21 protein-coding genes are annotated in these 19755 nt (G+C 70.7%); 16 read left to right on the forward strand and 5 right to left on the reverse strand.

Annotation, left to right across the window (positions count from 1 at the left end; translation table 11 throughout):
- Window positions 1-182: 182 nt before the first annotated feature.
- A complete protein-coding gene (locus ACWD3C_RS37735; protein ID WP_451151329.1) occupies window positions 183-722 on the forward strand; it encodes a GNAT family N-acetyltransferase in 540 nt (179 codons plus the stop codon).
- Window positions 723-737: 15 nt separating this feature from the next.
- Here ACWD3C_RS37735 and ACWD3C_RS37740 read toward each other — a convergent pair whose 3' ends face one another.
- A complete protein-coding gene (locus ACWD3C_RS37740) occupies window positions 738-1421 on the reverse strand; it encodes a glycerophosphodiester phosphodiesterase (RefSeq protein WP_451151331.1) in 684 nt (227 codons plus the stop codon).
- Between the two features lie 401 nt (window positions 1422-1822).
- Between ACWD3C_RS37740 and ACWD3C_RS37745 the strand changes: the two genes are divergently transcribed.
- The 5 genes from ACWD3C_RS37745 to ACWD3C_RS37765 all read left to right on the forward strand — a co-directional run bounded on the left by ACWD3C_RS37745 (window position 1823) and on the right by ACWD3C_RS37765 (window position 6487).
- Window positions 1823-3220 carry a DUF6421 family protein gene (locus ACWD3C_RS37745; protein WP_451151333.1) on the forward strand — a complete coding sequence of 466 codons (1398 nt, stop codon included), beginning with the start codon at window positions 1823-1825 and terminating at the stop codon, window positions 3218-3220.
- Between the two features lie 71 nt (window positions 3221-3291).
- A complete protein-coding gene (locus ACWD3C_RS37750) occupies window positions 3292-4038 on the forward strand; it encodes an SDR family NAD(P)-dependent oxidoreductase (RefSeq protein ID WP_451151335.1) in 747 nt (248 codons plus the stop codon).
- Window positions 4035-5105, forward strand: a complete 1071-nt coding sequence (locus ACWD3C_RS37755) for a threonine aldolase family protein (protein WP_451151337.1) — start codon at window positions 4035-4037, stop codon at window positions 5103-5105. The genes ACWD3C_RS37750 and ACWD3C_RS37755 overlap by 4 nt, the downstream gene beginning before the upstream one ends.
- A 94-nt stretch (window positions 5106-5199) precedes the next feature.
- Window positions 5200-5772, forward strand: a complete 573-nt coding sequence (locus tag ACWD3C_RS37760) for a transglutaminase domain-containing protein (protein WP_451151339.1) — start codon at window positions 5200-5202, stop codon at window positions 5770-5772.
- 22 nt (window positions 5773-5794) lie between these two features.
- A complete protein-coding gene (locus ACWD3C_RS37765) occupies window positions 5795-6487 on the forward strand; it encodes a B3/B4 domain-containing protein (protein ID WP_451151341.1) in 693 nt (230 codons plus the stop codon).
- Between the two features lie 6 nt (window positions 6488-6493).
- On the opposite strand, the gene ACWD3C_RS37770 is transcribed toward ACWD3C_RS37765, so the two are convergent.
- Window positions 6494-7222 (reverse strand): lysophospholipid acyltransferase family protein, encoded by a 729-nt coding sequence (locus ACWD3C_RS37770; RefSeq protein WP_451151343.1) that lies wholly within the window; start codon window positions 7220-7222, stop codon window positions 6494-6496.
- Between the two features lie 258 nt (window positions 7223-7480).
- Here ACWD3C_RS37770 and ACWD3C_RS37775 point away from each other — a divergent pair, with 258 nt between their 5' ends.
- From ACWD3C_RS37775 to ACWD3C_RS37795, 5 genes are all read left to right on the forward strand, one after another.
- A complete protein-coding gene (locus tag ACWD3C_RS37775) occupies window positions 7481-7876 on the forward strand; it encodes a TlpA family protein disulfide reductase (protein ID WP_451151345.1) in 396 nt (131 codons plus the stop codon).
- Between the two features lie 87 nt (window positions 7877-7963).
- Window positions 7964-8044 carry a putative leader peptide gene (locus ACWD3C_RS37780; RefSeq protein ID WP_451151418.1) on the forward strand — a complete coding sequence of 27 codons (81 nt, stop codon included), beginning with the start codon at window positions 7964-7966 and terminating at the stop codon, window positions 8042-8044.
- 44 nt (window positions 8045-8088) lie between these two features.
- Complete coding sequence (locus ACWD3C_RS37785) at window positions 8089-8613, forward strand: flavin reductase family protein (RefSeq protein WP_451151347.1); 525 nt, start codon at window positions 8089-8091, stop codon at window positions 8611-8613.
- Between the two features lie 214 nt (window positions 8614-8827).
- A complete protein-coding gene (locus ACWD3C_RS37790) occupies window positions 8828-9622 on the forward strand; it encodes an electron transfer flavoprotein subunit beta/FixA family protein (protein ID WP_451151349.1) in 795 nt (264 codons plus the stop codon).
- A gap of 56 nt (window positions 9623-9678) precedes the next feature.
- Window positions 9679-10641: an electron transfer flavoprotein subunit alpha/FixB family protein gene (locus ACWD3C_RS37795; RefSeq protein ID WP_451151351.1), complete on the forward strand. Its 963-nt coding sequence runs from the start codon at window positions 9679-9681 to the stop codon at window positions 10639-10641.
- A 71-nt stretch (window positions 10642-10712) separates the two neighbouring features.
- Here ACWD3C_RS37795 and ACWD3C_RS37800 read toward each other — a convergent pair whose 3' ends face one another.
- Window positions 10713-11615: an endonuclease/exonuclease/phosphatase family protein gene (locus ACWD3C_RS37800; protein ID WP_451151353.1), complete on the reverse strand. Its 903-nt coding sequence runs from the start codon at window positions 11613-11615 to the stop codon at window positions 10713-10715.
- A 183-nt stretch (window positions 11616-11798) separates the two neighbouring features.
- Between ACWD3C_RS37800 and ACWD3C_RS37805 the strand changes: the two genes are divergently transcribed.
- Together ACWD3C_RS37805 and ACWD3C_RS37810 are read left to right on the forward strand one after the other, a co-directional pair.
- Window positions 11799-13109 carry a DUF6986 family protein gene (locus tag ACWD3C_RS37805; protein WP_451151355.1) on the forward strand — a complete coding sequence of 437 codons (1311 nt, stop codon included), beginning with the start codon at window positions 11799-11801 and terminating at the stop codon, window positions 13107-13109.
- Window positions 13110-13191: 82 nt separating this feature from the next.
- Window positions 13192-14973 carry a serine/threonine-protein kinase gene (locus ACWD3C_RS37810; RefSeq protein ID WP_451151357.1) on the forward strand — a complete coding sequence of 594 codons (1782 nt, stop codon included), beginning with the start codon at window positions 13192-13194 and terminating at the stop codon, window positions 14971-14973.
- Between the two features lie 27 nt (window positions 14974-15000).
- Here ACWD3C_RS37810 and ACWD3C_RS37815 read toward each other — a convergent pair whose 3' ends face one another.
- The gene (locus ACWD3C_RS37815) at window positions 15001-15765 is read right to left on the reverse strand and encodes a hypothetical protein (RefSeq protein WP_451151359.1); all 765 of its coding nucleotides are present in this window, start codon (window positions 15763-15765) and stop codon (window positions 15001-15003) included.
- 3 nt (window positions 15766-15768) lie between these two features.
- A complete protein-coding gene (locus ACWD3C_RS37820; protein ID WP_451151361.1) occupies window positions 15769-16830 on the reverse strand; it encodes a LacI family DNA-binding transcriptional regulator in 1062 nt (353 codons plus the stop codon).
- 280 nt (window positions 16831-17110) lie between these two features.
- Here ACWD3C_RS37820 and ACWD3C_RS37825 point away from each other — a divergent pair, with 280 nt between their 5' ends.
- The 3 genes from ACWD3C_RS37825 to ACWD3C_RS37835 all read left to right on the forward strand — a co-directional run bounded on the left by ACWD3C_RS37825 (window position 17111) and on the right by ACWD3C_RS37835 (window position 19749).
- Window positions 17111-18058 (forward strand): ROK family protein, encoded by a 948-nt coding sequence (locus tag ACWD3C_RS37825; protein ID WP_451151363.1) that lies wholly within the window; start codon window positions 17111-17113, stop codon window positions 18056-18058.
- Between the two features lie 274 nt (window positions 18059-18332).
- Window positions 18333-18566, forward strand: a complete 234-nt coding sequence (locus tag ACWD3C_RS37830; RefSeq protein WP_451151365.1) for a hypothetical protein — start codon at window positions 18333-18335, stop codon at window positions 18564-18566.
- Window positions 18567-18708: 142 nt separating this feature from the next.
- Window positions 18709-19749, forward strand: a complete 1041-nt coding sequence (locus ACWD3C_RS37835; RefSeq protein WP_451151367.1) for an NUDIX hydrolase — start codon at window positions 18709-18711, stop codon at window positions 19747-19749.
- The last annotated feature ends 6 nt before the right edge of the window (window positions 19750-19755 follow it).

The raw sequence follows: 19755 nt of genomic DNA on the forward strand, positions 1-19755 counted from the left end.
CCTGGACCAAGACCGCCGACGAGATCCTCAACTCCCTCGCCGACTACCTCACCAAAATCAACCCGCCGACCACTGAAACCTGAAGCAGACTTAGTCTCGTGATTTCTGGCGCAGGGCACTAGTCGGCTTGGAGTTACTCTCGTCGGTGCCCGAGCCGCGTCACGATGCGATGGAGTTGCCCCATGGAGACCGCTGCCACCGAACTGACCTTCCGTGACGCCACCGACGCCGACGTGGACACCCTCGTCGCGCTGATCGAGTCGGCGTACCGCGGGGACTCCAGCCGGGTCGGCTGGACCACGGAGGCGGACATTCTCCAGGGGCAGCGCACCGACCGCGACGGCGTGCTGGAGATCGTCGAGTCGCCCGACAGCCGTCTGCTCACCGTCGAGCGCGACGGCACCATCACCGCCTGCTGCCAGCTCGAACACCGTGGCGACCAGGCCTACTTCGGGATGTTCGCCGTCCGGCCCGAGCTCCAGGGCGCGGGGCTCGGCAAGGTGATCATCGCGGAGGCCGAGCGGACCGTGCGCGAGACCTGGGGTGCCAAGGAGATGCACATGACCGTGATCTCCGTACGTGAGGACCTCATCGCCTGGTACGAGCGGCGCGGCTACCGCCGTACGGGAGAGATGGCCCCCTTCCCGTACGGCGACGAGCGCTTCGGTGTCCCACAGCGCGACGACCTGCGGTTCGAGCTGCTGGTCAAGCCGCTGGTGTGACGGTCGTCGTGACGTTCACGCGGTGAAGCGGCCGGTGCGTTTGATCTCCGGGTAGTCGGTGGTCGCGCCGTCCAGCTCCAGGGCCCGCACGAGACGCAGCTGGTCCTGGGTGTTCACCACCCAGCCGATGATCCTCAGGTCCGCCTTGCGCGCGTGTTCGACGAGCTCCAGCGTCAGCCGCCGGATGTTGAGGACGACGGTTGCGGCGCCGACCGCCGTGGCGCGCTCGACGACATCGTTGCCGTAGTGGCTGGCGACCAGCGCCGTGCGGACGCCCGGGACGAGCCGGGCGATCTCGGCGATCGCCTCGTCGTGGAAGGACAGCACCTCGGCCCGTCCCGCCAGGTCGCGCCGGTGCATGACCTCGGCCAGTGCCCGCGCCGCCGCCACGTCCTTGATCTCGGCCTGGAGCGGTGCCTTCACCGCGTCCACGACCTCCTCGAAGGTCGGAACGCGCTCACCCCGGCCCGCGTCGAGGGCGCGCAGCTCGGCGAGGGTCTTGTCGGCGACCGGCCCGGTGCCGTCCGTCGTGCGGTCGACGTCGGGGTCGTGCATGACGACCAGCGCGCCGTCCTTGCTGAGGTGCAGATCGAGTTCGATGACGTCGAGGCCCGCGTGCTCGGCGGCGACGAAGGAACGGAGGGTGTTCTCGGGTTCGACACCCATGACTCCGCGATGACCGATGGTGAGGAAGTTCAAGGTTGACTCGCTTCCGTCGACGGCGGCTCGGTCCGCGTGGTCGGAACGTCGAAAAGGGCTGCCTCCACGCGGCAAGGCCGCAGCGTAGTCGTCCGGCCCGGCGATGTATCCGCTCGTGCACGGGCTCGTACGGACCGTCCGACACGGGGGAACAGGACCGTTTCCGCTCGCGCCGCCACGATCCGGTCACCCCTGGGTGGGCGAGTCCCGCGGGCGTTGACTCCGGTGGGCGTCGGCTCCTAGCGAAAGAGTGGAAAACGTCGCCTTGACGGTGTCCTGCAGGAAGAAATCCGGTGAAGATAGGGGCCACACAGGATAACTTCCCGATTACTCGTCTTGCGGGAATGATCCTCGGCTACATACGGTGTCCTTACGCGAGGTTCTCCCGTGGAGGATGGGTCATGACGGAAATTCTTGTGCAGGTGGGTGCGGAGGAGCAGGTTCCTCCTGGTGGCAGGGTGGTGGAACACCCGGCCTGGCCCGTGCTCAAGGATGCCGTGGAGCAGATCCGGCCATGGCAGTCCAAGGACGGGTCGATCGACTTCGATGCCGAGGGCGCCCCGGCTCAGGGGGACGCCGAGCTTGCCGTACGCCGGGTCGTCGACGCGGTGGAGGCGCTCTCCGCCCTGCTGCCGCACGACGCCGCGTACCACAAGGCGCTCGTGAAGGACCTGCGCCGCTGGGCCGACGAGGGCTTCGGGGCCCCCGACTTCCTCGACTCGCTGCTGGCGTTCCAGCCCGCGGCCGACCGGCGGGACGGCCTGCAGCATCTGGTCGTCTTCCCGATGTACACGCAGAACGGCAACCCGGACCGCAACCTCGAAGCGGTCGTGCTGCGCATGGTCTGGCCGGACTGGCTGGCCGAGCTGGAGCGCACCCGCTACGACAACCCGCTGTTCTGCGGCATCACCTTCGAGGACTTCACCTCCGGCTACGACACCAACTCGGCCGTCCTCTTCCCGGAGACCATCGCCGTGCGCGAGGCCCCCGAGCGCTTCTCCTGGGGCGGCATCTTCTGCGACCGCGAGGCCGCCCGCTTCCGCCGGGTCACCGAGTCCGCCGTCGACGTCCTCGGGCTCGAACTGCCCGACGACATCCGCGAGATGGTCGGCGACCAGAAGCGCTGTGAGGAGGCCTTCGTCCTGTGGGACATGGTCCACGACCGTACCCACAGCCACGGCGACCTGCCCTTCGACCCCTTCATGATCAAGCAGCGCCAGCCGTTCTGGATGTACGGCCTGGAGGAACTGCGCTGCGACCTCACCGCCTTCAAGGAGGCCGTGAAACTGGAGGCCGACGGCGTCCCGCAGGCCCGTGACGTGCAGTACGCGGTGCTCTTCGACCGCATGTTCCGCTTCCCGGTCACCGGCGAGCGCGTACGGAACTACGACGGCCTCGGCGGCCAGCTCCTCTTCGCCTACCTGCACCAGCACGACGTCGTCCGCTGGACCGACAACAAGCTGTCCATCGACTGGCAGCGCGCCCCGCAGATCACCAACCAGCTGTGCGCCGACATCGAGAAGCTGTACCGCGACGGCATCGACCGCCCGAAGCTCGTGCACTGGTTCGCCGGGTACGAGCTGGTCTCCACCTACCTCGCCCCGCACCCCGGCTCCCGCTGGGCCAAGGGCCCGGACGCCCTGGATCTGAGCCGGCCGCCGCGAAAGCTCGTCGACGACGTGCTTCCCGACGAGTTTCCGCTGAGCATGTTCTATGAGGCCCTCTCCAAGAAGCTGAAGCATGTGATCGCCTCCACCAAGGGCATCACGGCGGAGAGTGCCGAGCAGGTCGCCGCGTGACGGTCGGCGCTTCGACACCGGCTGGAGCGCTCCGTGGGCGAACGAGCGACAAAGAGGGGCAGGCGAGGACCATGGGGAACGGGGCTCTCAGCGGTGCGGTGATCGCGGTGGCCGGCGCGGGCGGACCCGCCGGCCGGGCGACGCTGCTCAGGCTGGCCGACGCGGGGGCGACCGTCGTCGGCGCGGACAACGATCCCGAGCGGCTGGCGGAGGCCGTGGACGCGGCCCGCTACGCGCACGGCGGTGCCACGGTCATCGGCGACACGGTCGATCTGCTCGACCCGCAGTCGACCCGCGACTGGGCCACCCATATCGAGAAGGACTTCGGGCACGTCGACGGCGTGGTCCACCTCGTCGGCGGCTGGCGCGGCAGCGAGACCTTCACCAAGACGAGTCTCGACGACTGGGACCTGCTCGAACTGCTGCTCATCCGCACCGTGCAGCACACCTCCCTCGCCTTCCACGAGGCCTTGCAGCGCAGCGACCGCGGCCGGTACATCCTGATCAGCGCCGCGGGCGCGAGCAGGCCCACCGCGGGCAACGCCTCCTACGCAGCCGCCAAGGCCGCCGCCGAGGCGTGGACCCTGGCGCTGGCCGACTACTTCCGCAAGGCCGGGGGCGGGAGGGGCCCGACGTCCGCGGCTGCGATCCTGGTGGTGAAGGCGTTGGTGCACGACGCGATGCGCGCGGAGCGCCCCAACGCGAAGTTCGCGGGCTTCACCGACGTCAAGGAGCTGGCCGAGGCCATCGCCGGCGTCTGGGAGCGGCCCGCCGCCGAAGTGAACGGGAACCGTCTGTGGCTGACCGAGAAGCCGTGAACCCTCCGAAGACCGACGCGCGCCGCCATCACGACCCGGAGACCCGCGGCTTCGCCAGCGACAACTACGCGGGGGCCCACCCCGAGGTGCTCGCCGCCCTGGCCCTGGCCAACGGCGGGCACCAGGTCTCGTACGGCGAGGACGACTACACCGAGAACCTCCAGCGGATCATCCGGAGCCACTTCGGCGCGACCGCCGAGGCGTTCCCGGTCTTCAACGGCACCGGCGCCAACGTCGTCGCGCTCCAGGCGGTCACCGACCGCTGGGGCGCGGTGATCTGCGCCGAGAGCGCGCACATCAACGTCGACGAGGGCGGCGCCCCCGAGCGCATGGGCGGCCTCAAGCTGCTCCCCGTGCCCACGCCCGACGGCAAGCTGACGCCCGAGCTGATCGACCGGCAGGCCTGGGGCTGGGAGGACGAGCACCGCGCGATGCCGCAGGTCGTCTCGATCACCCAGAGCACCGAACTGGGCACCCTCTACACACCGGACGAGATCCGCGCGATCTGCGAGCACGCCCACGCCCACGGCATGAAAGTGCACCTCGACGGCTCCCGGATAGCCAACGCGGCGGCTTCCCTGAACGTCCCGATGCGGACCTTCACCAACGCGGTCGGCGTGGACATCCTCTCCCTCGGCGGCACGAAGAACGGGGCGCTGTTCGGGGAGGCGGTCGTCGTCATCAACCAGGACGCCGTCAGCCATATGAAGCACCTGCGCAAGCTGTCCATGCAGCTCGCCTCCAAGATGCGTTTCGTCTCAGTGCAGTTGGAGGCCCTGCTCGCCAAGGACCTGTGGCTGCGCAATGCCCGGCACTCCAACGAGATGGCCCAGCGGCTCGCCGAGGGCGTACGCGCGGTGCACGGCGTGGAGATCCTCCACCCGGTGCAGGCCAACGCCGTCTTCGCCCGGCTCCCGCACGACGTGAGCGAACGCCTGCAGAAGCGGTACCGCTTCTACTTCTGGGACGAAGCCGCGGGCGACGTCCGCTGGATGTGCGCCTTCGACACGACCGAGGACGACGTGGACGGGTTCGTGGCGGCGCTGAAGGAGGAGATGGCGCGGTAGGCCACCCAGCCACCTGACCACACATGCGCATAAGTATGCGGCTATTCGTAAAGTAATTGACTCTCAGGTGATCGCATACCTATGCTCTGCGGGCATGGAGCTGATCCAGCAAACCCCCGATCTGTCCGCCTACTTGGCCGCTGACGAGGTCATCGACCATCATCACCCGGTCGTACGGGAAGTGGCCGCACGCCTCGCGAAGGAGGCGGCGGACTCGTATGTCTATGCGCAGGCGACATTCGAGTTCGTGCGCGACACCATCCCACACTCGCAGGACTCCGGCGATCTCCGCGTCACCTGGCGCGCCTCCGACGTCCTGGAGCAGGGCACCGGCATCTGCTACGCCAAGGCCCACGCGCTGGCCGCGCTGCTGCGGGCCGAGGACATCCCGACGGCGCTGTGCTATCAGAAGTTCGAGGTGGTGCACGGTCTGGTCGCCGTACGGTTCAACGGCGCCTGGCACCGGCAGGACCCCCGGGGCAACAAGCCGGGCGTGGACGCCCAGTTCTCCCTGAACGGCGAGCGGTTGGCCTGGGTCCCCGACCCCGGGTCCAACGAGCTGGACTACCCGGTCCTGTACGCTGAACCCCACCCGGCCGTACTCGGCGCCCTCAAGGCCGCGCCCGACCGGCCGTACCTCTTCAAGACGCTCCCCACCGAACTCTGAGGCAAGGCAGGCACGTCAGACGATGACTCTCACGCTCACCGTGTCCGACGAGGTGCGTGCCCTCGCGCCCGGTTTCACGCATGTCGCCGTCGAGGCGTACGGACTCGTCAACGGGCCCAGCACGGACGGCACTTCGGCACTGCTGGACGACGCGGCCCGCCGTCTGGCCGTACGACTGGACGGGCGCGCCCCGCACGAGGACCCGCACATGGCGGCCTGGCGCGAGACCTACACGGCGTTCGGAGCCAAGCCCTCACGCACGCGCAACTCGGCCGAGGCGCTGGCCAAGCGGGCACTGTCGGACGCCGGGCTGCCCCGGATCAACGTCCTGGTCGACCTCTACAACGCGATCAGCGTCGCCCATCTGATCCCGGCCGGCGGCGAGGACCTCGACCGGATCCAGGGCGGGATGCGGCTCGTCCGCGCCACCGGCGACGAGGAGTTCACGACCGTCGCGGCCGGCGAGGAGGTCGTCGAACACCCCGACGCCGGTGAGGTCGTCTGGCGCGACGAACTGGGCGTGACCTGCCGCCGCTGGAACTGGCGCCAGGGCCCGCGCACCCGCCTCACCGAGGAGTCCACCGCGGCGGTCTTCCTGCTGGAGAGCCTGGCGCCCATGCCGGTGCCGGACGTCGAACGGGCCGGGGCCGAACTCGCCGAACTGCTGGAGAAGTTCAGCCCCGGGGCGCGGATCACCGTCCACGCCGCCGAGTGAGCCGGCTCAGCGCGACTCGGCCGCGCGTACCTCTTCGGGGGTGGGGGCCGTGCCGCCGAGGTGGGCGGGCATCCACCAGGTGTCGTCCGGGCCCTTGGGGCGTACGGGGTAGGCGCGCTGGGCGGCCTCCAGGAGCTCCTGGACCCGCCCGCGCAGCTGCCGGGTGATGACGCCCGCGTACTTGTCGCGGGACGCCTCGATCGCCTCGCCGACCCGGATGGTGATCGGGATGTGGCTGCGCTTGAAGTTGCGCGGTTGCCCCTTGGTCCACAGCCGCTGAGTGCCCCACACCGCCATCGGGATCATCGGGACGCCCGCCTCCTGGGCCAGGCGGGCGGCGCCCGACTTGAAGGACTTCAGCGTGAACGACTGCGAGATCGTGGCCTCGGGGAAGACGCCGACGATTTCCCCGGACTTCAGTGACTCCAGCGCGTGCGAGTAGGCCGCGTCACCCTGCTTGCGGTCCACGGGGATGTGCTTCATGTTGCGCATCAGCGGGCCGGAGATCCTGTGCCGGAACACCGACTCCTTCGCCATGAAGCGCACCAGACGCTTCTGCGGCAGCGCGGCCATACCGTCGAAGATGAAGTCCAGGTAGCTGATGTGGTTGCTCACCAGCACGGCGCCGCCCGAGCGCGGGATGTTCTCCGACCCCTTGCAGTCGATCTTCAGGTCCCAGGCCTTGAACAGCGTCAGGGCGAGACCGATGGCGGGACGGTAGGCAAGCTCAGCCATGGACGGAGTGGACCCTTCTCTCTGCCTGGGAAGGGGGCTCCCGGCGGGAAAGTTACGCAGCCGTAGGTTTTACGGCATCTCGCAGATCGTGCCCCAAGAACGGTCGAGTAGCCAGTCCTCGTGCCGGTGAACGGCGAGATCCTCGTCACGTTCGGCCACATGATCGACCTCGGACTCTTACCTGGCGTTTACTTCGTGGCGTCTTGGGGGCTGGGAATCTTTGCGGTTTCCCGAACGCTGACGAACGCTGAGCAGGTCATGGCCGTCGTACTGGTGATCGCGGCGGCGTGCGGAGTGCCGCAGCGGCGGCGGAGCGGGAGGCGGGTAGTGCGCGTGCGGGACGGCGATCAGCGGCTCGGCGCGGCCGAATTGGGGGAGGGGCTCGGCGAACGGGCCACACTCGTCCAGTTCTCCAGCGCGTTCTGCGCACCCTGCCGGGCCACTCGCAGAGTGCTCGGCGACATCGCCGGGATGGTGCCCGGGGTCTCCCACGTGGAGATCGACGCCGAGCGGCACCTCGACCTCGTCCGTCGGCTCGGCATCCTCAAGACGCCCACCGTGCTCGTCCTCGACGCGGACGGGCGGGTCGTACGGCGCGCGACGGGGCAGCCGCGCAAGGCGGACGTGATCGCGGCGCTCGGCGAAGCGGTCTGACCCTCGCCTCCGAGGTCATCGGTGATACATCTCCCAGATAACGGAACGCACTTGACTGCACACGCCACCTATCGTCAGTCTGACCGTATGCCCAGGGACATCCTTCTCTTCGAGCGCGTGCACGTGGACCTCGCCCGCACGGCGAGCGCGTGCTGTCCGAGCTGTTGAACGGCCACGGACCCGCTCGACCGCTCCCGCAGAAGGATGCCCCCATGACGGCCAGACCCGGCCTCGCCGCCCCGCAACTCGGCTCCCCGCAAGTCGGCTCCCCGGACCTGCTGCGCTCCGTCTTCAGACGGCACGCGGCCGGAGTCGCCGTGATCACGGCGTACGGCGCCGGCGGCCGCGTCGGCTTCACCGCCACCTCGCTCAGCTCGGTCTCCGCCGAGCCCCCGCTGCTGTCGTTCGGCATCGGTACCGGCGCCTCCAGCTGGCCGGTGATATCCGAGGCCGCTCACGTGGGCGTGCACATACTCGGCGAGCATCAGCAGGAGCTGGCCGCCACCTTCGCGCGCAGCGGGGCCGACCGGTTCGGGGCGCCCACCAGGTGGCGTAACGGCCCGGAGGGAGTTCCCGTCCTGGACGACGTGCTCGCCTGGCTCGTCTGCCGGGTGGTGGCCCGGGTCCCCGCGGGCGACCACCGGATCGTCCTGGCCGAGGTCGTCGTCGGCGATCCGTCGGGCGTGGGGCGTCCGTTGCTGTACCACCAGGGGCGCTTCCACGGCCTGCGCGACTGACGCGGACGGAGTTTCGCGTCGATTCCCATGCGATTACGCAGCGTTGTCAAGGTCACAGTTCAAAGCGCTTGCTCAGTGGGCAGTGAATGGGTGTACTGGCGAGTAATATTTCGGTCGGAGCGCGGGTCGCCCCGACGGGGATCGGCCGCTTCAGGCGCCTATGCTGCCTGTCAAGAAGGCAGCCCAGAAGAGACGATGCAGTAGGAGAGCCGGCGTGAGCTTGAGGATCGTTGTCACTGTGAAGTACGTGCCCGACGCCACTGGCGACCGGCACTTCGCCGATGACCTGACCGTCGACCGGGACGACGTGGACGGTCTGCTCTCCGAGCTCGACGAATACGCGGTCGAGCAGGCGCTGCAGATCGCCGACGACGCCGACGACGCCGAGATCACCGTCCTCACCGTGGGCCCGGAGGACGCCAAGGACGCGCTCCGCAAGGCCCTTTCCATGGGCGCCGACAAGGCGATCCACGTCGAGGACGACGACCTGCACGGCACCGACGCCATCGGCACCTCGCTGGTGCTGGCGAAGGCGATCGAGAAGGCCGGCTTCGACCTGGTGATCTCCGGCATGGCCTCCACCGACGGCACCATGGGCGTCGTGCCCGCGCTGCTGGCCGAGCGGCTGGGTGTGCCGCAGGTGACCCTGCTGTCCGAGGTGTCCGTCGAGGGTGGCCCCAACGGCACGGTCAAGGGCCGCCGTGACGGCGACACCGCCAGCGAGCAGCTGGAGGCATCGCTCCCGGCGGTCGTGTCGGTCACCGACCAGTCGGGCGAGGCGCGTTACCCCTCCTTCAAGGGCATCATGGCGGCCAAGAAGAAGCCGGTTGCGTCCTGGGACCTGTCCGACCTGGACATCGAGGCCGAGGAGGTCGGTCTGGAGGGCGCCTACACGGTGGTCGACTCCGCGGCCGAGCGTCCGGCCCGTACCGCCGGCACGATCGTCAAGGACGAGGGCGAGGGCGGCAAGCAGCTCGCTGAGTTCCTCGCGGGCCAGAAGTTCATCTGAGGCCCGCAGTTCGCTGACCGTCCCTCATCTTTCGCAAGCAGGAGAGAAGAAGTCCCATGGCTGAAGTCCTCGTCTACGTCGACCACGTGGACGGTGCCGTCCGCAAGCCCACCCTGGAGCTGCTGACCCTGGCCCGCCGCATCGGCGAGCCCGTCGCCGTCGCCCTCGGCGCGGGTGCCGCCGACACCGCCGCGGCCCTCGCCGAGCACGGCGCCGTCAAGGTCCTCACCCACGACGCCGCCGAGTACGCCGACTACCTGGTCGTCCCCAAGGTGGACGCCCTCCAGGCCGCCTACGAGGCCGTCTCCCCGGCCGCCGTCCTGGTGCCGTCCTCCACCGAGGGCAGGGAGATCGCCGCCCGCCTGGCGCTGCGCCTCGGCTCGGGCATCATCACCGACGCCGTCGACCTGGAGGCAGGCGACGAGGGCCCGGTGGCCACGCAGTCGGTGTTCGCCGCCGCGTTCACCACCAAGTCCCGTGTCGCCAAGGGCACCCCGGTCATCACGGTCAAGCCGAACTCGGCCGCCGTGGAGGCTGCCCCGGCTGCGGGCACGGTCGAGGCGCTGGCCGTCTCCTTCTCCGCGCAGGCGACCGGCACAAAGGTCACCGCCCGTACCCCGCGTGAGTCGACGGGCCGCCCCGAGCTGACCGAGGCCGCGATCGTGGTCTCCGGTGGCCGTGGCGTCAACGGCGCGGAGAACTTCGCGATCATCGAGGCGCTGGCCGACTCCCTCGGCGCGGCCGTCGGCGCCTCCCGTGCCGCGGTGGACGCGGGCTGGTACCCGCACACCAACCAGGTCGGCCAGACCGGCAAGAGCGTGTCCCCGCAGCTGTACATCGCCTCCGGCATCTCCGGCGCGATCCAGCACCGGGCCGGCATGCAGACCTCGAAGACCATCGTGGCCATCAACAAGGACGCCGAGGCCCCGATCTTCGACCTCGTCGACTACGGCGTCGTCGGCGACCTCTTCGACGTCGTCCCGCAGCTCACCGAGGAGGTCAAGACCCGCAAGGGCTGAGCGACTCCGGGCGTACGAGGCCCCGCGACCGTCCGCACGGTCGCGGGGCCTCGACCCGTCTCAGCGGTGCCTCACCCCAGCCCCAGCGAGGCCTGCACGGGCAGATGGTCGCTCGGGAACTGGCCGTTCTTCGAGAAGGTGTTGATCGACGCCCAGTGCGTGGTCACCCCGGGCGTGGTGAGTATCCAGTCGATCCGCCTGCCGCCGGGGTCCAGCGACCGATAGGAGTGGAACGTCCCGTACAGCGGACTGCGCGCCCCCGCCGTGTCCCAGGTGTCCACGAGCCCGGCGTCCAACAGGGCGTCGTACACCGGGTTGTCGTGGGCCGCGACATTGAAGTCGCCGGTGACCACCACCGGTAACGAACGGTCGAAACCGGCGATCGTCGCGCCGATCATCTCCGCGGACCGCTCGCGCGCGTACTGGCTGACGCTGTCCAGATGGGTGTTGAGGACGTAGAACTCCCGCCCTTCGTCGGCGAGATCGCTGAAGCGGACCCACGTCACCATGCGCAGCCAGTCCGCTCCCCAGGTGTTGGAGGCGATCGTGTACGGCGTGTCGGAGAGCCAGAAGTGGTCGAACTCGATCGGTTCCAGTCTTCGGGTGTCGTAGAAGATCGCCATGAACTCGTCCTTGCTGCCGCCCCCGCGACCGGTGCCGATCCAGTCGTAGTGCGGGCCGATGCCCTGCTCGATCATGCGCAGCTGCTGGTAGAGGCCTTCCTGGGTGCCGATGACGTGGGGTCGCTCGCGCCGTAGGAGCTCCACCATCACGGGACGGCGTACGGACCAGCGCTGATCGCCGGTGGTGCTCGCGAAGCGCAGATTGAACGTCATGACGTTCAACGCGCCCGCGTGCTCACCGGCGGAGGCCTGCTGTGTGGACCCCGCCGTCGTGAGCAGTGGTACGGCGATGGCGGCGGCCGCGGCGGACCTCAGTCCTTGGCGGCGCGTCACTCTTCCGTCGTTCGGCACGCGGTGTCTCCTCCCCTTGGGAGTCAGGATGAAGGGTGCGTACTTGAATACGGAAGAAGCAGGCGCGTCTGCGGGGGCCATGGTGAATCGCACATGAAGAGGGTGTTGACCCCCGGCAAGATCCACGGATAACTTCGTTCTACGGATTGTTGATTCCGCAGTGCGGAAGCTGGAGGCTATGGGATGGGGCAGGGCCGGCAGGAGAAGGTGACGACGAGCCTCTCGGGCGCCGTCAGTGAGGAGATCAGCGCCTCCCTCGCCCGGGTCGACGCCGAGCTGGACCGCCGCTACCCCGGAGACCCCGGCACACGCCAGCCCGTCCACACGGTGTACGTCCCCGGTGACGTGTTCGCCGCCGACACCATCCGCTCCTGGGGAGACCAGGCCCTCGCCGCCCTCGACGAGCACGCCCCGGACGCCGCCTCCTTCGCCGCCGTACTGGGGCTCAGTGAGGACCTCGCCGAGCCCGTGTACGACCGCGTCCGCGCCAAGCTGGAGCGCGAACCCGTCGAGGACCTGCGCGTCGACTTCGAGGACGGCTACGGACCCCGCCCCGACGCCGAGGAGGACGAGACCGCCGCCCGCGCGGCCCGGCTGATCGCCGAGGCGTACGCGACCGGGACGGCCGCCCCGTACATGGGCATCCGCATGAAGTGCATGGAGGCGCCGGTACGCGACCGGGGCATCCGCACGCTCGACATCTTCCTGACGGGCCTGATGGAGGCCGGCGGCCTGCCCGACGGGCTGGTCCTGACCCTCCCCAAAGTGACGTACGCCGAGCAGGTCACCGCCATGGTCCGGCTGCTGGAGGCCTTCGAGAAGGCGCACGGACTGAAGCCCGGCCGGCTCGGCTTCGAGATCCAGATCGAGACCAGCCAGGCCATCCTCGCCGCCGACGGCACCGCGACCGTGGCCCGTATGATCCAGGCCGCCGAGGGCCGCGCCACCGGCCTGCACTACGGCACCTTCGACTACAGCGCCTGCCTCGGCGTCTCCGCCGCGCACCAGGCCGGCGACCACCCGGCCGCCGACCACGCCAAGGCGATCATGCAGGTCGCGGCCGCGGGCACGGGCGTACGCGTCTCGGACGGCTCCACCAACGTCCTCCCGGTCGGTACGACGGAGAAGGTCCACGCCGCCTGGCGGCTCCACCACGGCCTCACCCGCCGCGCCCTGGCCCGCGCCTACTACCAGGGCTGGGACATGCACCCCGGCCACCTCCCCACCCGGTACGCGGCCGTGTTCGCCTTCTACCGCGAGGGCCTCGAACAGGCCGCCGCCCGCCTCTCCCGGTACGCCAACCGGGCCGGCGGAGACGTCATGGACGAACCCGCCACCGCCAAGGCGCTCAGCGGCCATCTCCTGCGCGGCCTGGACTGCGGCGCCCTCGACATCGACGAGGTGACCACGGCGACGGGGCTGACCAGGGCGGACCTGGAGGGCTTCGCGGCACCGCGGCGCGCGGACCTGACGGTCTCGGCGTCGGCGAAGTAGAGCGGACCGCCACGGCTGTCACTGCCGCCCCTTAGTCTGTACGGACCTCATTGGTGTGTCACAGGAACGGGGCAGGACAGCGGTGTCTTCGGGGGACAACGAACAGACCGACGGGATCGGCCGACTGCTCGCCGGGCGCTACCGGGTCGTGGCGCAGCTCGGCCGCGGCGGCATGGGCGTCGTCTGGAGAACCCACGACGAGGTGCTCGGCCGCGAAGTCGCTGTCAAGGAACTGCGCACCTATACGGACGCCGCCGCGCCCGAACTCGCCGACCTGGGGCTGCGCATGCAGCGCGAGGCACGGGCCGCGGCCCGTGTGCGGCACCCCGGAGTCATCGCCGTCCATGACGTGGCCGAGGTCGACGGCCGCCCCCTGATCGTCATGGAACTGGTCGACGGCCCCTCCCTCGACGACGTCCTGCGGGAACGCGGCCCCCTCGACCCGCGCGAGGCGGCCTCCATCGGAGCCAAGGTCATGGACGCCCTGGCCGCCGCCCACGCCGTCGGCGTACTGCACCGGGATGTGAAGCCGGGGAACATCCTGCTGGACCGTTCGGGGCGGGTCGTCCTCACGGACTTCGGCATCGCGACCATGGAGGACCCGGGCGACGGCTCCACCACCCATCTGACCCGCAGCGGTGAACTCGTCGGCTCGCTCGACTACTTGGCCCCCGAGCGTGCGCAGGGCAACGACCCCGGTCCCGCCTCGGACATCTGGGCGCTCGGCGCCACTCTGTACGCCGCCGTCGAGGGGGACTCTCCCTTCCGTCGTACGTCCACCTGGTCGACGCTGACCGCGATCGTGACCGAGCCGCTGCCGGAACCCCGGCGCGCGGGACCCCTCGGGCCGGTCCTCCAGCAGCTGATGCACAAGCAGCCGCAGCAGCGGCCGGACGCCGAGCGGGCGCGGGACCTGCTCGAAGCGGTGGCCGGGGCACCCGAGCGGGACACCCCGACGACCGGGTTGCACGGGCCCGCACCGACGCCACGGGAGGCGACGGAGCGGGGCGTGCCGTCGGTGCCGCCGGGGTTCGGTCCGGCGCCGGGCGGCGGTGCGGGGTTCGGGCCGCCGGTGGGGAACGTACTTGCCGGGCCGGGGGCGCAGGGCTCCCCAGGGTTCGCCGCCCCAGCACCTGAGCCTGCCCCGGAGCCGACTCCCCGCCGCCGCAAGGGCCGTGCCCTCCTCGCCGCCGCGGCCGTCGCCGCCGTCCTCGCCTCGACCGGCGTCACGGTTGCCCTCCTGAACGGCGGCGACGACGGCACCAGCACCGGAGCCCGGTCCTCGGCGAGTCCCTCCGACGGCGCGACCCCCTCGGACGACGTCAGCTGGGGTTCCATCGACCTCTCCGAGGACGACGGCGAACCCACGGAACAGGGCGACAAGAACAAGAGGTCCCCGAGCCCGCAGGAGAAGCCGAGCCGGGAGACCGACCCGGCCCCCGAGCCGTCGTCCTCGCCCTCGTCGAAGCCGGCCGGCAGCGGCACCACGGGCGGAGGGTCGGGTGACAGCACGACGGGAGGTACAACCGGCGGGAGCACGACAGGCGGGGGCACCACAGGCGGTGACGACCCGGCCCCGGCTCCGAGCTGCCATGCGATCGGCGGAGGCAAGTACAACTGCGAGGTCTGGCGCACCGCCGACTCCTATACGGCCTCCGGCACCAAGGCCGGCATCCTCAACGCGGGCACCAACTACTTCTACTGCCAGCAGAACCTGGGCCGCCGCGAGACCTACGGCGAGTGGACGAACGTCTGGTGGGCGAAGACGGACGACGACAGCGGCAACACGAACGTGTACGTCAGCGACGTCTACCTCAAGGGCGGCGACAACGACCAGCCGGTGCCCGGACTCCCGGTCTGCTGAGGCCGTACTCCGGGCCGCGCCGGTCCGCTACGGCCGCCCGTCCCGCCGTACGTACCGCTCCAGACCGGAAGCCGTCGTCCGCTTCTCCTCGGCGAACAACCGCGTCCCCCGGGCGCACAGCGCCCGGTCACCCTGTGCCCGGGCGCAGAACTCCTCGGGCGTGACACCGAACAGCTCCCTCAGCCCCGCCGACTCGACGAGAAGCTCGGTGAGCAGCGCACGCTCGCCGGGATGCCCGCGCGGCGCCCCGTCGCCGTTGTGGAGGACGCCCCGCCGGTTGACGTAGATCCAGGCGCTGTCGAGGACCTCTCCCGACTCCAGCTCGACACGGAAGCCGGACGACGGGAGCCGTACGCGGTCGTACGCGCCCGTCGGGGAACCGACACCCTCGCTGGCGTCGACGACGGCGAGCTGGGCGGGGTCCAGCCAGGTGACGAAGAGCTCGCGGGTGCGGCCGGGCGCGTGGAAGGGCGAGGCGGACACGTATCCCGCCAGGCTGATGTGGGCGGAGACACCGGCCTCGATGCCCGTGACCCGTGCCTTCACCAGGGGGATCGTGCACGGCACCCCGTGCTCCGCCATCTTGTGCACGAGCTGCGCGGGGCAGGCGTTGGAGCCGACGGAGAGGACGGGGACGCGGGCTTCGTACACCGCGTCGGTGAGGGGAAGCAGCCGGTTGCCGTCGAGGAGTCCGGACTCCGTCGGCCATGCGCCGGGGTAGCTCAGCGGGTCCTCGCGTGGCGCCACGGCGAGGCCGAGCGCGGCGAGCGTACGAGGGTCCGTGTCGGTCATGGGTCAGTCCGCGGGCGGGAGTTCGCCGGAGCCGCGGGTGATCAGGCGGGTGGGCAGTTCGATGCGCTCCGGTGTGAGGAGGGTGCCGTCGAGCTGGCGGAAGAGGCGTTCGGCGGCGGTGCGGCCCATTTGTGCGGCGTCCTGCGCGACGACCGTGACGCCCGGCTGGAGGAGGTCGGCCAGCTCGAAGTCGTCGAAGCCGACGAGGGCGACCGGGCGGGAGTGCTCGGCGAGGACGCGTACCACCGTGACGGTCACCCGGTTGTTGCCCGCGAAGACCGCGGTGACCGGCGCGGGGCCCGAGAGCATGTCCTCGGCGGCGCGGCGCACTCGCTGGGGGTCGGTGACGCCGAGGGACATCCAGGTGTCCTCGACCGGTATGCCCGCGTCCTCCATGGCCGCCCGGTAGCCGCGCAACCGCTCGGCGGCGGTATGGATGCGGGGCATGTCGCCGATGAAGCCGATCCGGCGGTGACCGTGGGCGATGAGGTGGGCGACGCCGTCGAGGGCCCCGCCGAAGCTGTCCGACAGGACGGCGTCGGCGTCGATCTTCCCGGCCGGGCGGTCCACGAACACCGTGGCGACGCCCGCCTTGAGCTCGGGCTCCAGGTAGCGGTGGTCGTCACCGGCCGGAATGACGACGAGGCCGTCCACCCGGCGTGCGCACAACGCCAGCACCAGTTCCTGCTCGCGGTCGGGGTCCTCGGCGCTGGAACCGTTGATCAGCAGGGACCCATGGGCGCGGGACACTTCCTCGACCGCGCGGCTGAGCGGGCCGTAGAACGGGTCCGCGAGGTCCTCCAGGACCAGGCCGATGCTGGCGGTACGGCCCTTGCGCAGCACCCGGGCGCTGTCGTTGCGGCGGAAGCCCAGCGCGTCGATCGCCTCCTGGACCCGGCGCTCGGTGTCCGGAGTGACGCCCGGCTCGCCGTTGACCACCCGGGACACCGTCTTGAGGCCCACGCCGGCATGTGCCGCGACGTCCTTCATCGTCGGACGGTTGCCGTAGCGGGCCCCGGAGAGGCGGTCTGTGAGGCGGTCTGCTCGTCGGGCGGTCTCGGCCACGATGCGCTGTCCTGTCCTGTCGGCCACGGGGCTGTGTGCGTCTTGCCGTGCTGATGAAGATATGCGGAGATGTGGCGTCGAGCATAGAGCCTGGACAACGTTGTCACGGCCGGGAGAGACTGTCCACCACATTCTCCGGCCTGCGCCCCCCACCAGGCGAGCATCGTGCTGCCGGTTTTCCGGCCGGAGATCCGGCCGCCGTCGACGCGAGGGCCGGGAATTCCGGGTACCGCTGACGGACGGGGCCCGGACGGACACAGCGGCGGGAGAACTGACTCTGATGCACACCGACCTCGTGGCCGCGCTCGACATCGGCGGCACCAAGATCGCCGGAGCGCTGGTGGACGGTCACGGCCGGATACTGGTGCGCGCGCAGCGCCCGACGCCGGCTCAGGAGGACGGCGACACCGTGATGCGGGCCGTCGACGACGTCATCGGCGAACTGACGGCCACCCCGCTGTGGAGCAGGGCGGCGGCGGTCGGCATCGGCAGCGCGGGCCCGGTGGACGCCTCCGCGGGCACGGTGAGCCCGGTCAACGTGCCCGGCTGGCGCGGCTACCCGCTGGTCGCCCGGGTCAGGGCCGCCACGGACGGGCTCCCCGTCGAGCTGATCGGCGACGGCGTGGCGATCACGGCCGCCGAGCACTGGCAGGGCGCGGCCCGCGGCCACGACAACGCGCTCTGCATGGTCGTGTCCACGGGCGTCGGCGGCGGCCTCGTGCTGGGCGGGCGACTGCACCCGGGCCCCACCGGCAACGCGGGCCACATCGGGCACATCAGCGTCGACCTCGACGGCGACCAGTGCCCCTGTGGCTCCCGGGGCTGTGTGGAGCGCATCGCCAGCGGCCCCAACATCGCCCGCCGCGCCCTGGACGGCGGCTGGCGGCCCGGCCCCGACGGCGACACCTCGGCCGCCGCGGTGGCCGCCGCCGCCCGAGCCGGTGACCCGGTCGCCGTGGCGTCCTTCGAGCGGGCCGCCCAGGCGCTGGCGGCGGGCATAGCGGCCACCGCGACCCTCGTCGAGATCGACATCGCCGTCATCGGCGGGGGAGTGGGCAAGGCCGGCGACGTCCTCTTTGCCCCGCTGCGCGCGGCCCTGAAGGACTACGCGACGCTGTCCTTCGTACAGGGCTTGACGATCACGCCCGCGCAGATGGGCACGGACGCGGGGCTGGTGGGCGCGGCAGCCGCGGCGCTGGCACGGAAGCCGAGCGCCACGGTGGCGTAACCGGGGCGACGGCAGCCGGTGTGTGCCTGCCTCCCGCCCCGTTCCCGTGGTCCGAGGCGATCCCGTCCCCCGCCGTCCGTGACGACGCGGGACACCACCCGCGCACCGCTCACGTCGGCCGACACCGGCTGCGCGGACGGGGCGTCCGTCGGCGCGTCGGTCGAGGCGACCGTCGTACCGTCGCTCCGGATTGTCGTGGTGGAAGGGAAGGGGTGCGTGCGGATTGGCGCGGGGTGGGCCGTGACCCTCGTCCGGTTTCGCAGTTGGACGGGGCATGAAGAAGCGCAGCATGCTCGCCATCGCCTCCCTGGCCACCGGGTTCGTCGTCGCGGCGGTCACCCCGTCCCACGGTCTCGACGCCGACGCCCTCGCCAAGACCGACGCCCTCGGCGGCCTGGGAATTCAGGACACCCTCGGCACCCTCGACAAGACGGTCGCCAGCGACAGCCTGGCCGTCGACGAGAACGCCCTGGGCGGTGAGGGGGGCCGGAGCAGCCGGAACGGCTGACGGCTCCCGCAAGCGGCGCCGGGTTCCCCACCGGGTGGTGGGGAACCCGGCGCCGTACGTTCAGCTCCCCTCATCAGGGGCTGGTTTCCGTGGCAGGGTGGAGCGGGCAAGCCACAGGGGGCCCAACAGAAGAGGGGGAACCGTGATCGTCTGGATCAACGGTGCGTTCGGTGCGGGGAAGACCACCACCGCACGGGAACTGATCGAACTGATCCCGAACAGCACGCTCTTCGACCCGGAGGTCATCGGCGGCGCGCTCACACACCTGCTGCCCGCCAAGCACCTCGCCGAGGTCGGCGACTTCCAGGACCTGCCGAGCTGGCGCAGGCTCGTCGTCGACACCGCGGCCGCCCTGCTCGCCGAGCTCGGCGGCACGCTCGTCGTCCCGATGACCCTGCTGCGCCAGGACTACCGCGACGAGATCTTCGGCGGCCTCGCCGCGCGCCGTATCCCTGTCCGCCATGTGCTCCTCGCCCCGGCCGAAACGATCCTGCGTGAGCGAATAGCCGGCCGGGAGATACCCCCGGACCTCCCCGACGGCGAGATGCGCGTGCGCCAGTGGGCGTACGACCACATCGAGCCCTACCGCACCGCCCTGGGCGGCTGGCTCACCGCCGATGCCCACCTCGTCGACACCAGCACCCTCACCGCGTACGAGACCGCCCGGCGCGTCGCCGACGCCGTACGCACCGGAGAAGCCCCCGTGTGCGACATCGTGCAGACCCCCGAACCCACCGCCGAGACCCTGGCGGCGGGAGTTCTGCTGTTCGACGAGCACGACCGCGTGCTGCTCGTCGACCCCACGTACAAGGCGGGCTGGGAGTTCCCCGGCGGCGTCGTCGAACCCGGTGAGGCACCCGCCCGGGCGGGCGTGCGCGAGGTCGCCGAGGAGACCGGCATCCACCTCGACGCCGTACTCCGGCTCCTCGTCGTCGACTGGGAACCGCCCGCGCCCCCGGGATACGGCGGCCTGCGCCTCCTCTACGACGGCGGCCGCCTCGACACCACCGGCGGCCAGCGACCGGTCCTCCCCGGCCCCGAACTGCGCGACTGGCGCTTCGTCACCGAGGAGGAGGCCGCCGAACTGCTCCCGCCCGTGCGGTACGAACGGCTGCGGTGGGCGCTGCGGGCACGGGAGCGGGGAGCCGCGCTCTACCTGGAAGCCGGTGTGCCGGTGCAGTGACCGTGA

This window comes from Streptomyces sp. NPDC002845 (genome assembly GCF_053591955.1).

Coding starts and splice junctions, on each gene's coding strand:
- ACWD3C_RS37785 (WP_451151347.1), top strand. CDS start 8,089: ATGACGGCCAGACCCGGCCTCGCCGCCCCGCAACTCGGCTCCCCGCAA.
- ACWD3C_RS37795 (WP_451151351.1), top strand. CDS start 9,679: ATGGCTGAAGTCCTCGTCTACGTCGACCACGTGGACGGTGCCGTCCGC.
- ACWD3C_RS37760 (WP_451151339.1), top strand. CDS start 5,200: ATGGAGCTGATCCAGCAAACCCCCGATCTGTCCGCCTACTTGGCCGCT.
- ACWD3C_RS37805 (WP_451151355.1), top strand. CDS start 11,799: ATGGGGCAGGGCCGGCAGGAGAAGGTGACGACGAGCCTCTCGGGCGCC.
- ACWD3C_RS37735 (WP_451151329.1), top strand. CDS start 183: ATGGAGACCGCTGCCACCGAACTGACCTTCCGTGACGCCACCGACGCC.
- ACWD3C_RS37770 (WP_451151343.1), bottom strand. CDS start 7,222: ATGGCTGAGCTTGCCTACCGTCCCGCCATCGGTCTCGCCCTGACGCTG.
- ACWD3C_RS37780 (WP_451151418.1), top strand. CDS start 7,964: ATGCCCAGGGACATCCTTCTCTTCGAGCGCGTGCACGTGGACCTCGCC.
- ACWD3C_RS37830 (WP_451151365.1), top strand. CDS start 18,333: ATGAAGAAGCGCAGCATGCTCGCCATCGCCTCCCTGGCCACCGGGTTC.
- ACWD3C_RS37775 (WP_451151345.1), top strand. CDS start 7,481: ATGGCCGTCGTACTGGTGATCGCGGCGGCGTGCGGAGTGCCGCAGCGG.
- ACWD3C_RS37825 (WP_451151363.1), top strand. CDS start 17,111: ATGCACACCGACCTCGTGGCCGCGCTCGACATCGGCGGCACCAAGATC.
- ACWD3C_RS37745 (WP_451151333.1), top strand. CDS start 1,823: ATGACGGAAATTCTTGTGCAGGTGGGTGCGGAGGAGCAGGTTCCTCCT.
- ACWD3C_RS37815 (WP_451151359.1), bottom strand. CDS start 15,765: ATGACCGACACGGACCCTCGTACGCTCGCCGCGCTCGGCCTCGCCGTG.
- ACWD3C_RS37750 (WP_451151335.1), top strand. CDS start 3,292: ATGGGGAACGGGGCTCTCAGCGGTGCGGTGATCGCGGTGGCCGGCGCG.
- ACWD3C_RS37765 (WP_451151341.1), top strand. CDS start 5,795: ATGACTCTCACGCTCACCGTGTCCGACGAGGTGCGTGCCCTCGCGCCC.